Origin of the sequence: Actinomadura logoneensis (genome assembly GCF_003428695.1) — a bacterium.
Lineage (GTDB): Bacteria > Actinomycetota > Actinomycetes > Streptosporangiales > Streptosporangiaceae > Spirillospora > Spirillospora logoneensis.
The window spans coordinates 1-12922 of sequence record NZ_QURH01000244.1 but is presented as its reverse complement, the minus strand read 5'-3'; the positions used below and the strand labels follow the sequence as shown (position 1 = coordinate 12922).

Annotated in this window: 12 protein-coding genes and 1 pseudogene; 8 read left to right on the top strand and 5 right to left on the bottom strand. The window is 73.8% G+C overall.

Translation table 11 applies throughout. From position 1 onward, the window contains the following. Positions 1–584: RNA polymerase sigma factor (locus tag DZF91_RS14285; protein ID WP_235834284.1), on the bottom strand; the 584-nt coding region annotated here is incomplete at its 3' end. 177 nt (positions 585–761) lie between these two features. Between DZF91_RS14285 and DZF91_RS14280 the strand changes: the two genes are divergently transcribed. The 3 genes from DZF91_RS14280 (at position 762) to DZF91_RS14270 (ending at position 5151) form a co-directional block, all read left to right on the top strand. Further along, complete coding sequence (locus tag DZF91_RS14280; protein ID WP_117357955.1) at positions 762–1517, top strand: hypothetical protein; 756 nt, start codon at positions 762–764, stop codon at positions 1515–1517. 273 nt (positions 1518–1790) lie between these two features. Further along, positions 1791–4043, top strand: coding sequence for a bifunctional polysaccharide deacetylase/glycosyltransferase family 2 protein (locus DZF91_RS14275; protein ID WP_117357954.1), 2253 nt, complete (start codon positions 1791–1793; stop codon positions 4041–4043). 199 nt (positions 4044–4242) lie between these two features. Then, entirely contained in the window at positions 4243–5151 is a 909-nt protein-coding gene (locus tag DZF91_RS14270) for an endonuclease/exonuclease/phosphatase family protein (RefSeq protein ID WP_117357953.1), read from the top strand. 70 nt (positions 5152–5221) lie between these two features. Here DZF91_RS14270 and DZF91_RS14265 read toward each other — a convergent pair whose 3' ends face one another. The 3 genes from DZF91_RS14265 to DZF91_RS42675 all read right to left on the bottom strand — a co-directional run bounded on the left by DZF91_RS14265 (position 5222) and on the right by DZF91_RS42675 (position 8404). Further along, a complete protein-coding gene (locus DZF91_RS14265; protein WP_117357957.1) occupies positions 5222–6769 on the bottom strand; it encodes a long-chain-fatty-acid--CoA ligase in 1548 nt (515 codons plus the stop codon). A 229-nt stretch (positions 6770–6998) separates the two neighbouring features. Further along, the gene (locus DZF91_RS41150; protein ID WP_199486631.1) at positions 6999–7169 is read right to left on the bottom strand and encodes a hypothetical protein; all 171 of its coding nucleotides are present in this window, start codon (positions 7167–7169) and stop codon (positions 6999–7001) included. A gap of 164 nt (positions 7170–7333) precedes the next feature. Then, positions 7334–8404 carry a hypothetical protein gene (locus tag DZF91_RS42675; RefSeq protein WP_147341147.1) on the bottom strand — a complete coding sequence of 357 codons (1071 nt, stop codon included), beginning with the start codon at positions 8402–8404 and terminating at the stop codon, positions 7334–7336. Between the two features lie 191 nt (positions 8405–8595). Here DZF91_RS42675 and DZF91_RS14255 point away from each other — a divergent pair, with 191 nt between their 5' ends. Both DZF91_RS14255 and DZF91_RS14250 read left to right on the top strand, forming a co-directional pair. Continuing rightward, entirely contained in the window at positions 8596–9522 is a 927-nt protein-coding gene (locus DZF91_RS14255; RefSeq protein ID WP_235834283.1) for a response regulator transcription factor, read from the top strand. Further along, complete coding sequence (locus DZF91_RS14250) at positions 9519–10637, top strand: sensor histidine kinase (RefSeq protein WP_117357950.1); 1119 nt, start codon at positions 9519–9521, stop codon at positions 10635–10637. The genes DZF91_RS14255 and DZF91_RS14250 overlap by 4 nt, the downstream gene beginning before the upstream one ends. A 152-nt stretch (positions 10638–10789) precedes the next feature. Here DZF91_RS14250 and DZF91_RS14245 read toward each other — a convergent pair whose 3' ends face one another. Beyond that, positions 10790–11161, bottom strand: coding sequence for a hypothetical protein (locus DZF91_RS14245; protein WP_117357949.1), 372 nt, complete (start codon positions 11159–11161; stop codon positions 10790–10792). 273 nt (positions 11162–11434) lie between these two features. Here DZF91_RS14245 and DZF91_RS14240 point away from each other — a divergent pair, with 273 nt between their 5' ends. From DZF91_RS14240 to DZF91_RS41520, 3 genes and pseudogenes are all read left to right on the top strand, one after another. Continuing rightward, positions 11435–11770, top strand: coding sequence for an STAS domain-containing protein (locus tag DZF91_RS14240; protein ID WP_117357956.1), 336 nt, complete (start codon positions 11435–11437; stop codon positions 11768–11770). A 234-nt stretch (positions 11771–12004) separates the two neighbouring features. Further along, complete coding sequence (locus DZF91_RS14235) at positions 12005–12739, top strand: glycosyltransferase family 2 protein (RefSeq protein WP_117357948.1); 735 nt, start codon at positions 12005–12007, stop codon at positions 12737–12739. Continuing rightward, a pseudogene (locus tag DZF91_RS41520) lies at positions 12736–12922 on the top strand (MFS transporter); the annotation flags it as partial. The gene DZF91_RS14235 and the pseudogene DZF91_RS41520, both read left to right, overlap by 4 nt.

The window sequence follows — 12922 nt, the reverse complement described above, 5'->3', positions numbered from 1 at the left end:
GCGGGGACGGCCGCGGCGGCCTCGCGGGGCCGCGTGAGCTGGGCGGCGAGCCTGCGCAGCCCCCGGTAGGCGGCGGTGCGGACCGCGCCGGGCTTCTTGCCGAGCACCCGCGCGGCTGCGGGCGCCGACAGCCCGAGGACGACCCGGAGCATCACCGCCTCGCCCTGGTCCGCCGGGAGCCCGGCGATCATCGCGAGCGCCCGGTCGGTGGCCAGGCCGTCCATCGCCTGCCCGGCGGTGTCGGCCTCGGCGGGCCGGGTGACCAGCTCGTCCACCGGCAGGTCCGCGACCGGGCGGCGGGACCGGGCGCGCAGGTGGTCCAGCGCCCGGTGCCGGGCGACGGTCGCGGCCCAGCCGCGGAACCCGTCGATCCCGCCCTCGAAGTCGCGCAGGTCGCGGGCGATCTGGAGCCACGCCTCGGAGGCGACGTCCTCGGCGTCCTCGCCCACCATGCCCCGGACGTAGCGCAGCAGCCGGGGCTGCACGTCCCGGTAGAGCAGGCGGAACGCGGACTCGTCACCCGCCCGGGCCGCCGCGACGGCACGGTCGAGCGAGCCGTCGTCGGTCCCCGCCGCTTCGTTCACGACGGCCATTCTGCAATCAGTTGGGAGTAGGTGTGACACATGCGGACCGATCGGCGCTGAACCCCTTGAGACCGCGAACGCCCCCGGCGCCGCCCCCGTCACGCCGGACGCGGTCCCGCGCGGGGTCACCGGTTCCCCGGCCGGTGACCCCGCCACATCAGAAAAACGACGGAGCACATGGACAGCGACACGATCTCCCTCGCCGACCCGGCAGGGCCGCCCCCCGAGTCGGCCGCGTCGGCCGCGGTGCCCACCGGCGCCCAGGCGCCGAGCGCCTTCACGCCCGCGTTCGCCGCCGCGCCCACGTCCGGGGCCGATGGCCGCGAGCCGGGCCGCAGCGTCTCCGGATCCGGGGACACGCTGGTGTACTCGCCGCACGGCGCGTCCACCGCCACCCTCACCGCGCCCCCAGCGACCGCCCCCGCCCCCGCGCAGGCGCCCGCCGGTCCGGACGCGGAGCCCGGGCACGGCGGCGCGTCGCCGGTGTTCGTGGACCTCTCCGGACGGCGCCGCCGCATGGGCCGCCAGGCCGGGATCGCGTGCGGCGGGCTGCTCGCGGCGTTCCTGCTGGCGATGGGCATCGGCGTAGCGACCGGCGCGAACGTCCCGGGGACGCCGTGGAAGGCCGGTTCGACCGCCAGGAGCCACAAGAGCCAGGCCCCCGCGCTGCTGCCGAAGAGCATCCCGAACGGTCAGAAGCGGCCGAGCGGCAGGCCGCCGGTGGCCGTGCCGCCCGGCGTCGTGCCCTCGGGACCGAACCGGACGACCAACGGCCGCGGCCCCGCCCCCACCGGCTCCGGCAAGCCGTCGGCGCTGCCGAAGCCGTCCTCGACCTCCTCCGCCTCGCCGCGGCCGTCGGTGACCCGGACCCGTCCCGGCAACAGTCCCTCGACCCCGCCGGGGCACACCAAGCGGCCGAAGACCACCGGCTGATCCATGAATCCCTTCGAGCCCCCGCCGCCGTCCGCCGACGCGCATGGCAGCCCCGACGACAGGGCAGGTCGTCGGCGCGGTCCCGCCAGCGCGCGCGGGCGGCGGCGGGCTGATCCACCTTCCTCCGCACGCGGCGACCGGGGTCCGCGTCCCGGCCCGGGCGCGGCCGGCGGACGTTCCCCGGGCAACGGCGGACGTTCCGCGGGCAAGCGGAGAAGGCGCCCCACGTCGGCCACCGAGCGGGCGCGCGAGCCGCGCGGCCACTGGGTGCTCATGGCGCTCGGCGGTCTCGTGCTCATCACGCTGCTCCTGCTGGACGGCTTCGCGAACGGAGCCGTCGGCGAGTCGTCCAAGCACGAACCGCAGCAGGATCCGCCCCCGGCGCCCCGGAACGTGATGTCCGGCGGGCCGGTGGTCAACATGGCCGGCGGCACCCCGCACAGCCTGCGGACGCCCAAGAAGACGATCGCGCTGACCTTCGACGACGGGCCCGACCCGAAGTGGACGCCCCGGCTCCTCGACGTCCTCAAACGGCACAACGCCAAGGCCACGTTCTTCTCCATCGGCGCGCACATCGCGCAGCAGCCCGCGCTGACGAAGCGGATGATCGCCGAGGGCAACGAGATCGGCTCGCACACGTACACGCACGTGGACATGGCGACCGCCCCCGCCTGGCGCAACGAGCTGGAGCTGGACCTGACGCAGCGCGCGCTCGCCGGTGCGGCCGGGGTCCACACCCGGCTGCTCCGGATGCCGTACTCGTCGGTTCCGGACGGCCTGACCGGCCCCGAGTGGACCGCCGCCGAGCGCGCCGGACGCGACGGCTACCTGCTGGTTCTCACCGACCGCGACACCGAGGACTGGCAGAAGCCGGGCGTCGACAAAATCGTCCAGGCGGCGCTGGCCGCCGAGAAGGACGGCCGGGGCGCGATCGTGATGCTGCACGACGCGGGCGGCGACCGCACCGAGACGATCGCCGCCGTCGAGCAGATGATCGTCAAGCTGCAGGCGCGCGGCTACCGGTTCACCACCGTGACGCAGGCGATGGGCCTGCCCCGCGCGGAGGTGCCCGCCTCCGCGTCCGAGAAGGCGATCGGCTGGACGCTCGTCGCCGCGCAGCGCTCGGCGTCCGCGCTCACCGACTGGATGCGGGTCCTGTTCGTCATCGCGGGTGTGCTCGCCGCGCTGCGGCTGGCCGTCCTGCTGGTGTTCGCGCACGTCCACCGGCAGCGGGCGCGGCGGACCGAGCTGCCGGAGGTGCTGCGTCCGCGCACCGGGCCGCCGTCCGCCCGGGAGAGGCTCGGCGCGCCGCCCGGCCGGGACGCCGCGCCGTCGGTGACGGTGGTCGTCCCGGCCTACAACGAGGAGGCGGGGATCGCGGCGACCGTCCGGTCCCTGCTGGACACCGACTACCCCGGCCCGTTCGAGGTGATCGTGGTGGACGACGGGTCCACCGACCGGACGGCCGAGATCGTCGAGGGGCTGGCGCTGCCCGGCGTCCGGCTGATGCGCAAGCCCAACGGCGGCAAGCCCGGCGCGCTCAACGTCGGGATCGCCGCCTCGCAGGGCGAGATCCTGGTGCTGGTGGACGGCGACACCGTGTTCCAGCGCGACACCATCCGGCACCTGGTCGCGCCGCTCGTCGCCGACCCGGCGGTGGGGGCGGTCAGCGGCAACACCAAGGTCGCCAACCGCAAGGGCCTGCTCGGCCGGTGGCAGCACCTGGAGTACGTCATCGGGTTCAACCTGGACCGCCGGATGTTCGACCTCGCGCGCTGCATGCCGACCATCCCGGGCGCGATCGGGGCGTTCCGGCGCCGGACCCTGGTGTCGGTCGGCGGCGTCCCCACCGACACGCTCGCCGAGGACACCGACCTCACGATGGCGATCTGCCGCGGCGGCTGGCGGGTCGTCTACGCCGAGCACGCGCTCGCCTGGACCGAGGCGCCGAACTCGCTGCGCCAATTGTGGCGGCAGCGCTACCGCTGGTGCTACGGAACGCTCCAGGCGATGTGGAAGCACCGCCGCGCGGTCGTCGAGCGCGGGCCGTTCGGCCGCCGCTGCCTGCTCTACCTGACCACGTTCCAGGTGATCCTGCCGCTGTTCGCGCCCGCCGTGGACCTGTTCGCCGTGTTCGGCCTGGCGTTCATGGACCCGGTCGCGCCGCTCACCATGTGGGCGCTGTTCGCGCTCGCGCAGGTCGCGGCGGGCGGCTACGCCCTCTGGCTGGACGGCGAGAAGCTGCGTCCGCTGTGGACGATGCCGCTCCAGCAGATCGTCTACCGGCAACTGCTGTACCTGGTCGTCGTCCAGTCCGTGGTGACGGCGGTGCTCGGGACGCGGCTGCGCTGGCACACCATCCGCCGCACGGGCACGTTCTCCGACACCGGACTCGGCGGCGGGTTCGGCGGCGGAGCGGGTGGCGGTCCCGGTGGCGGGTTCGGTGGCGGGTTCGGTGGCGGTCCCGGTGGTGGTCCCGACCGGGACCCGGGCCCCGGTCCGCACGCCGGGATCGCGTCTCCGTGATGCCCGCCCGGTGGCGGGCCGGACCTCCGTCCGGATCCCGCGGGTCCGCCCGCCACCGGCCGAAGTATCGGGAGTCGTGCCGGAAACCGCCGGAGTAGGCGTAGGTTGTCCGAGATGGTCGTCTCGTTCCGCTGGCGAGGACGATCTTGATGTGGTGGGATTCCCCCCAGACCCCCGCTGAACCCCTGATGGAGTACGTGTGCGAGCCCCCCGCGCTCTGATTCCCCTGCTCGCCGTCTGCGGCGCCGGTGTCGTGGTCGCCCTGGCCGGCGCCGGCGCGGCCATCGAGAAGAGCCCGGCGCTCGGGTCGACCGACGCCGGACGCGCCCAGAGCACCGCCGACGGCCCCGTCTCGGTCACCGCCCTGACCTGGGACGTCTGCGGCGACGCCGAGCCCGGCTGCCCGACGGACGGCGAGCCCGACGGATTCGCGCGCAGGATCGACCGGCAGCTCGCGGCCACGACCGTGGCGGGCAGGACCGTCCAGCCGGACGCGCTGCTGCTGCAGCGGGTCTGCTCGGCGCAGGTCAAGTCGCTGAAGGCGCTGGGCAGGCTGAAGTCCTGGAGCTGGACGTTCGCGCCGCAGCCCGCCGCCGACGGGACCGACCGGTCCTGCCTGAACGGCCAGGGCCGGTTCGGCCTCGCCATCGCCACCCGCGAACCGCTCACCGACGTCCGCCACGCCGACCTGCCGTCCCAGCCGGGACGCGGCCGGATCGGGGTCTGCGGAACGGTCCAGGCATGGGGCGCGCGGGTCTGCACCGCGCTGTTCAGCTCGGCCGAGCCCGGCGACGACCCGGACGGCACCTGGCGGCCCAAGCAGACCCAGACCCTGCTCGGCCTCGCCGACGCCGACCGCGTCATCATCGGCGGCGACTTCACCGACAAGCCGCGCGCCCGGTCCCTGGACGCCTTCTACGGCATCTACTCCGAGTGCGGCGGCAAGCGCGCGGGCGACCCCACCCGCCAGGACGCCTCGGGCAAGGCGACCGAGAAGACCGACTACCTGTTCGCCAGCCCCTCCGCCGCCCTGACCTGCGGTGTCCCGGCGTCCCCGGTCCGCGTCTCCGACCACCGCCCCCTGACCGCCACCATCCGCTTCAACTGACGCCTTCGCGCCCCCGCCCACACGCGCCTACGCGAAATCGGCGTCCGCGTGTGGGCGGGACGGGGTTCGGTCAGTGGACGGAGCGCTCCTGGCCCTCCCAGTAGGGGGCGCGCAGTTCGCGCTTGAGGATCTTGCCGGTCGGGTTGCGCGGGATCGTGTCGCGCAGCTCGACCGACGACGGGCACTTGAAGTGGGCCAGCCGCGCCCGGCAGTAGTCGATCAGCTCGCGCGGCGCGACGTCCCCGGACGCCACGACCAGCGCCTTCGGCGTCTCCCCCCAGGTCTCGTCCGGCACGCCGATGACCGCGCAGTCGGCCACCTTCGGATGGCTCATCAGGACGTTCTCCACCTCGGCGGGGTAGATGTTCTCCCCACCGGAGATGATCATGTCCTTGACCCGGTCGTGGATGAACAGGTAGCCGTCCTCGTCCAGGTAGCCCGCGTCGCCGGTGCGGAAGAAGCCGTCCGGGAGCAGCGCGCTCCTGGTCGCGTCGGGCAGGTCCCAGTAGCCGATCATGTTCTGCGGCGTCCGGCAGAGGATCTCGCCGACCTCGCCCGCCGGCAGTTCCGCCAGCGTCGCGGGGTCGGCGATGCGCAGTTCGCAGGCCGGGTACGGGATGCCGGCGCTGCGCAGCCGGACGCTGTGCGGGCCGTCCGGGTCATGGTCGGCGACGGGCAGGTAGGTGATCGCGCCGGTCGTCTCGGTCAGCCCGTAGACCTGCATGAACGCGGTGTCCGGCAGCATCGCGATCGCGCCGCGCAGCACGTCGTCGCTGATCGGGGACGCGCCGTACAGCAGCAGCCGCAGGCTGGACATGTCGCACTCGGACACCTCGGGGATCATCTGCATGAACTGCAGCAGCGCCGGGACGAGGAAGATGTGCGTGACCTTGTGCAGCTCGATCGCGCGCGCGATGAGGACGGGGTCGGGTTCGCGTCCGATGACGCCGGTCAGGCCGTCGAACAGGACGCAGATGGTGAGGATGCAGCCCGCCACGTGGTACTGCGGCATCGCGACCATCAGCACGGACGACTCGTCCAGGCCCCAGAGGTCCTGCGTGATGGGCAGCGCGGTCACGAAGTTCTCGTGGGTGAGCATCACGCCCTTGGGCAGGCCCGTCGTCCCGGACGAGTAGAGCTGCACGAACACGTCCGAGGGTTCGGCCTTGTGCGCGGGCGGCCCGGACGCCCCGGACGCTCCGGACGCGATCCACTCCTCGTAGTCGGGCCCGGTCACCACCGTCCGCTCGGTGTGTTCGAGGCGGCCCCGCAACGCGTCCAGCATGGGGACGAAGTCGGGGCCGACGACCAGCACTCGCGCGCGCGCGTTGGTGACGATGAACGCCACCTCGTCCGGGGCCAGCCGGTAGTTCACCGGAACCAGGACGGCTCCGATCCGCGCCGCGCCGAACAGCAGCTCGGCGTACTCGAGGGAGTTCTTGTCGAGGATCGCGATCCGGTCGCCGGGCCCGACACCCGACGCCGCAAGCGCCGCCGCCGCCCGGTCGACGCGTTCGTCGAACTCCCGGTACGGGACGGCGCGGTCGCCCGCGTGGAAGGCGATCTTGTCCGGACGGGCGTGCGCCCGTTCGCGAAGGATCTCGGTCAACACCGGCATGGACGCGCCCCTCTCGCCGACGACCCGCCCGCGCCGCCCGGCGCGCACGGCGGTGAGGGCATCATCGGGCCATCTGCGTTCCGGGGACAAGCGGTTCGGGCCGGTGCCTTCCGCGCCGTCCACGCCGGTCGCCGCCGGAGGGGCTGCGCCAGTCGCCGCCGGAGAGCCGCACCGGTCGCCGCCGGAGGGCTGCGCCGGGAGGCGGTGCAGGGCGCGGCGCGGGACGCGGTCAGCCGCGCCGGGAGCTCTTCGACACCAGGGTGACGACGAGGACGATGACGACCGCGAAGAAGCCGACGATGAAGAAGAACTTCAGCATCGACATGATGAAGCCGAGCACGGTGAAGGCCAGCCAGATCGCGAGGATGACGCCGGCGATGGTGAGGATTGTTCGTCCCATGACTGCAAATGTAGGGGGGTGGCCGGGTCGTCGTCATCACTCTGGAGGACGAGCCGAACCCCTACCGTCCCCCGATCCCGACCCTGATACCTCCGGGGGTCCCTGAGCGCGCACGAGGCGGGCCACAGGATTCCGTGGCCCGCCTCGTCGGTCGTCCGGTGGTCCTACTCGTCCTTCTCGCGTGCGGCCGAGTCGGGAAGCGGCTGGTCGAGCTGGGTCTTGGGAGACGCCTGGGCCTTGCCGTCGGACGTCGGCCGCGCGGCGGTCCCGTCGAGCATCGTGCGGCTCGCGTCCAGCATGGTCTGCGGGGCGGCCTTGCCGCCCTGGCCGTCTTCGGACACCTGCGCCGAGGACGGCACAGCCCCAGGCGCGGGCTGTGCAGGAGCAGGCGCGGGCTGCGCGGGAGCGGGCTGAGCGTACGGTCCGGACGGCGACTGCTCCGGAGGCCCGTAACCGGGCGCGGCCCCGAACGGCGCAGCACCGGGTGCCTGGGCGGGCTGACCGTGCGGAGCGGGCGCCTGGACGGGCTGGCCATGGGGAGCGGGAGGCTGCGTGCTGAACGGCTGTCCGCTCGGAGGCGGCGGCTGCGTGCTGAACGGCTGCCCGCTCGGAGGCGGCGGCTGCGTGCTGAACGGCTGTCCGCTGGGAGGCGGGGGCTGCGGCGCGCCCCACTGCGGCCCGCCGGGAGCACCAGGAGCGCCGGGCGCGGGGGCACCGACCGAGGCGGTGGCACTCGGCCGCCGCGACATCCCGAGCAGCGTGCCGCCGCCCGCGACCAGCAGCGCCACCACCGGAGTGATCAGTTCCTTCGCCGACCCGTGCTGGAACGCACTGGAGATGATCGCCCCGGCGTGCTTCCCGGTGTCGTACACCAGCGAGCCCAGGAGGAAGCCGACGCGCATGGCGACGAAGGCGGCGATGGCCGCGACCACGGGCACCACCGGGCTGGACGACCGGACGGCCAGCAGCGGCAGTCCGACGATCAGCCCGGCGAGCACGAGCTGGAGGTACAGGTAGTTGTCGGAGGCCAGGAACCCGGGACGGTCGCCCCCGAGGACCACCTGGTTGATGGCGCGCACCCCCAGGTAGGCCGTGATCGTCATGACGAACGTGGCCACCGCCCCGCCGCCCACGATCAGCAAGATGGCCGGCAGCACGCGCGACCCGGCGGGACGGCCCGGCGGCGGTGGTGTGAAGGGGGAGGCGGGAGGGACGGCGGGGGTCGGCTGGTGCATTCGACCATTAAAACCACCAATGCCCGCCATCGCAGCCCTCGGCGTCCGATTCCGTCGGCCGGAGGCGGCCCCGCTGATATAGGGGAGAACGCCCCACTTCGGCGCCGTCCGGTGGCCGTTACCTCGCCGAAGTTCTTACAGAGTGATGACGCGACGGTGTGATGTCCCACGTCGCGCATATTTTGGTCATCGTGAGCACACCGACGCGCCCTTCATCCGGCGGACGTCCGGCCGCCGCCGCGCCGGAGGTCACCGGACGCATCCTCGTGGTCGACGACGACCCCACCGTCGCCGAGGTCGTGGCCCGCTACCTCGTCCGCGACGGCCACGACGTCGCATGCGTGGCCGACGGCCACCGCGCGCTGCGGCACGCCCGCGAGAACCCGCCCGACCTGATCGTCCTCGACCTCATGCTGCCCGGCATGGACGGCCTCGAGGTGTGCCGCAGGCTCCGCGAGACGACGGCCGTCCCGATCGTGATGCTGACCGCGCTCGGCGCGGAGGCCGACCGCCTGGTCGGCCTCGCGATGGGCGCGGACGACTACGTCACCAAGCCGTTCAGCCCGCGCGAGCTGGCCCTTCGCGTGCGCTCGGTGCTGCGGCGGGCCCGCGGCGCGGTGATCCCCACCGCCCAGGCGCGTCCACTCCGCGACGGCGACCTCAAACTCGATCCGAACGCGCACACGGCCACGCTCGCGGGCACGCCGCTCACCCTCACCGCCCGCGAGTACGACCTGCTCGCCTTCCTGCTGCGCAACCCGGGCCGGGCGTTCACCCGTGAGCAGCTTCTCGACCACGTGTGGGGCTGGTCCTTCGGCGACTCGGCGACCGTCACCGTCCACGTCCGCCGCCTCCGCGAGAAACTGGAGCTGGACCCGGCCGCCCCTCGCCGCCTGGTCACCGTCTGGGGGGTCGGCTACCGCTACGACCCGTCCCCCACCGACACGGCGAGCGAGGACGCGGAAAACACGCGAACCACGCACCACGAGGCAGACGCAACGGACTCCTCCGACATAGCGGCGAAGCGCGCGGCCCCGGAAGCGCGTCCCACGGACTCGGCCACGGGCCACGAAGCGGATGCGGGAGTCCGGGCCAAGAGCGTGGAGGGCCGGACGTGATTCCTCTCGAGGATCTCATCTGGGTCGCCTGGTACTCGGCGGTGGCGGCCGTGGTGGTCGCGGCGGCCGGGCTGCTGACCCTGCATCTCCTGCGCGGACGGTCGGTGGCGACCCAGCTGACCGTCGTCGGCGTCGCGACCGTCCTGGCCACGGTCTCGGGGATCGTGGTCATCTCGCTGATGATGCTGCTCAACGAGCACGACGTGACCGTGGTGCTGTGGGTGGTGTCGGCGGCGGGGATCGTGGCGCTCGCGGTGTCGGTGCTGCTCGGCAGGCGGCTCGTCGCGGCGAACCGGGTGCTGGTGGAGGCCGTCCGGGCCGACTCGTTCGAGCCGCCGCCCGTCCGGCTGCCCGCGGAACTGGCCGAGCTGTCGCGCGAGCTGGAGGCGGCGCGGGCACGGCTCGCCGCGGCGCACGAGCGCGAGCAGGCGCTGGAGGCGAGCCGCCGCGAGCTGGTCGCGTGGGTCAGCCACGACCTGCGCACCCCGCTCGCCGGGCTGCGTGCGATGGCCGAGGCGCTGGAGGACGGCGTCGTCGCCGATCAGGAGACCGTCCACCGCTACCACGGCCGGATGCGCGTCGAGGTGGAGCGGCTGGCGGCGCTGGTGGACGACCTGTTCGAGCTGTCCCGCATCCACGCGGGCGCACTGCGCCTGTCGCGCGACCGGGTGGGGCTCGCCGACCTGGTCGCGGAGGCCGTCGCGGGCGCCGAGCCGCTGGCGCACGCGAAGGGCGTCCGGCTGCACGGCGAGGTCGCCGTCGGCGGACCGGTGCAGGTGGACGCGTCGGAACTCGGCCGCGCCCTCCGCAACCTCGTGGTGAACGCGATCCGGCACACCCCGAGCGAGGGCGCGATCGAGATCTCCGCCGAACTCGTCGCGGGCGAGGCGCGGGTCACGGTCGCCGACGCCTGCGGCGGCATCCCCGCCGAAGACCTCCCGCGCGTCTTCGACATCGCCTTCCGCGGCGAGACCGCCCGCACGCCCGGCGGCGGCGGAGGACTCGGCCTCGCGATCGCCCGCGGCATCATCGAGGCCCACTCAGGCCGGATCGGGGTAAGAAACGCCGGCCCAGGCTGCCGCTTCGAAGTAACCCTCCCCACCGCGACCGCCTGACCCCGACCACCGGCCGCCCCACCCCCACTGTTCCCACCACGGCCCGGTGGTCGCGGAGCAGCCCGAGGTTCGCGGAGAAGCCTGGTGTTCTTTGGGAGCGGCCCCGGTTCCTCGCCGCGCGGGATTGGTCGCGGGTGGCCTGGTGGGAGCGGTCAGGTGTGGAGGTTCTCCTCTATGGCGCGGAAAGTGGGGCACGGCCAGCGCCACATGCAGGATCGGCAGCGGCGGATCGGGCTGGTCGGGTCGCTGGTGATGCCGCCCGCGTCCTGCGGCCGGTGCAGGTCGATCAGGCGTACCGCGAGTTCGGTGAACATCATGACCTCGTCGCGCGCGTCCGCCAGGAACATCAGGTCCTCGCGCGTGAGGCGGGTGCGGACCGGGACGTAGCCCGCGCGGTTCACCAGGCGGCCCAGGTACTGCGTGGACGGACGCCAGGAGGTGGACTTCTCGGACCGCGCCCGGATCGACTCGAGGCGCTCGCGCAGCCGGAGCTCGCGCGGATCCGCGCCCGGTTCGTCCCTCATCGTGGCACACCCCCTCCGCACGACCGCCTCCGCACGACGACGCTCCTACGGTCCCCCATGGGAGGACGCCACGGAGGCCGATTGACGCAGATCCAGAGTCCGGACACGACCAAGAAGCGCAAGATCACCCGCCATCCGAGAAGACCTTTCGGACATTACGGTGATGTTCGGGACCGGTCACCCAGTGTGACGGCGCGCCTGACACGCCCACGCGACACGAGGGTTTGGGCGACTCCCTGGCTCGAGCGCCGTTCGCCCGATAGTGTGCCCGTCGTGGAGCTCAATGTCTCGACCGCATCTCAGGGAGGTCACGCCGTCGTCACGGCGACCGGCGAACTGGACCTGTACACCGCGCCCCGGTTGCAGGCCGCGCTCGCGGGCCTGCTGCGCGACCAGGCCGACCGCATCACCGTCGACATGAGCGGTGTGGAATTCTGCGACTCGACCGGCATGAACGTCCTGCTCTCCGCGATGAAGCGGCTCAAGGAGCAGGGCGGCTCGCTGGAACTGGCCGCGCCTCGCCCCGCCGTGAAGCGCATCCTGCAGGTCACCGGGCTCGACACGGTGTTCACCGTGGTGGACGCCGTGCCCGCCTTCGACTCTCTCTGACGGTCCCACGACCTGACCGCCCGGCCGGACGGCGCACACCGCGCCGTCCGGCCCTCGCGCGCCCGCACCCCGCCCGTCGCGCGCCCGCACCCTGGCCGTCGAAGCTCCGCGCACCCCGGCTCACCATCGCTGAGCCGGTGTTGCCTTCCGGCCGGGACGGGAGATGAGAAGTCGGGGTGGTCGGGAAGTGCGGCTTCCGGCGATGGGCGGCCGGTGGTCGCTACGATCGGGCGCATGCAGGACGTAGCGGTGATCATCCCCGCCAAGGACGAGGCCGACCGGATCGGGGCGACGGTCAAGGCCGCGCTGGGGCTGCCCGGCGCCGACCTGGTGGTGGTCGTGGACGACGGGTCGTCCGACGGGACCCGCCGGGCCGCCGAGCAGGCGGGGGCGCGGGTCGTCCGGCACAGCCGCAACCGGGGCAAGGGCGCGGCGATGGAGACCGGCGCGGAGGCCGTCCGGCTGCTGGACGACGGCCGTGACCAGCCCCGCCACCTGCTGTTCCTCGACGCCGACCTCGCCGACACGGCCGCCGAGGCCGCGCCGCTGGTGGAGCCGGTCCGGGACGGGCGGGCGGACATGACGATCGCGGTGTTCTCGACGACGGTGAAGCTCGGCGGGCACGGGTTCGTCGTCCGGCTGTCGCGGGACGGCATCCACCGCGCGACCGGGTGGACGCCGACCCAGCCGCTGAACGGCCAGCGCTGCCTGACGCGCGCGGCGTTCGAGGCGGCCCGGCCGCTGGCCGCCGGGTTCGGCGTGGAGACGGCCCTGACCATCGACCTGCTGCGCAAGGGCTTCCGGGTGTCGGAGGTCGAGGTGCCGCTCGCGCACCGCGCCACCGGCACCGACTGGCACGCCCAGCTGCACCGCGCCCGGCAGTTCCGCGACGTCGCGCGGGCCCTCGCCGTCCGCGAACCCGCCGTCGCCGCCAACCTGGACCGGCTGCGCGCCTACCGCCGCCCGTGAAGCCGGCCGATCCCGCCGAGCATCGTTCCCCGCCCCACCGGCGCGCGTCCCGCGAAGACCGAAGCGCGTCCCGCGGAAACGGCGCCAGCCCGGGAGCGACGCCCGCCGACCCGGCGCGGGACGCGACGCCCGCCGACCCGGCGCGGGACGCGACGCCCGCCGACCCGGCGCGGGACGCGACGT

What these genes read in the sequence shown, in the direction of transcription:
- DZF91_RS14280 (WP_117357955.1), top strand. Translation starts at nt 762, where the DNA reads ATGGACAGCGACACGATCTCCCTCGCCGACCCGGCAGGGCCGCCCCCC.
- DZF91_RS14275 (WP_117357954.1), top strand. Translation starts at nt 1,791, where the DNA reads ATGGCGCTCGGCGGTCTCGTGCTCATCACGCTGCTCCTGCTGGACGGC.
- DZF91_RS14265 (WP_117357957.1), bottom strand. Translation starts at nt 6,769, where the DNA reads ATGCCGGTGTTGACCGAGATCCTTCGCGAACGGGCGCACGCCCGTCCG.
- DZF91_RS41150 (WP_199486631.1), bottom strand. Translation starts at nt 7,169, where the DNA reads ATGGGACGAACAATCCTCACCATCGCCGGCGTCATCCTCGCGATCTGG.
- DZF91_RS42675 (WP_147341147.1), bottom strand. Translation starts at nt 8,404, where the DNA reads ATGCACCAGCCGACCCCCGCCGTCCCTCCCGCCTCCCCCTTCACACCA.
- DZF91_RS14245 (WP_117357949.1), bottom strand. Translation starts at nt 11,161, where the DNA reads ATGAGGGACGAACCGGGCGCGGATCCGCGCGAGCTCCGGCTGCGCGAG.
- DZF91_RS14235 (WP_117357948.1), top strand. Translation starts at nt 12,005, where the DNA reads ATGCAGGACGTAGCGGTGATCATCCCCGCCAAGGACGAGGCCGACCGG.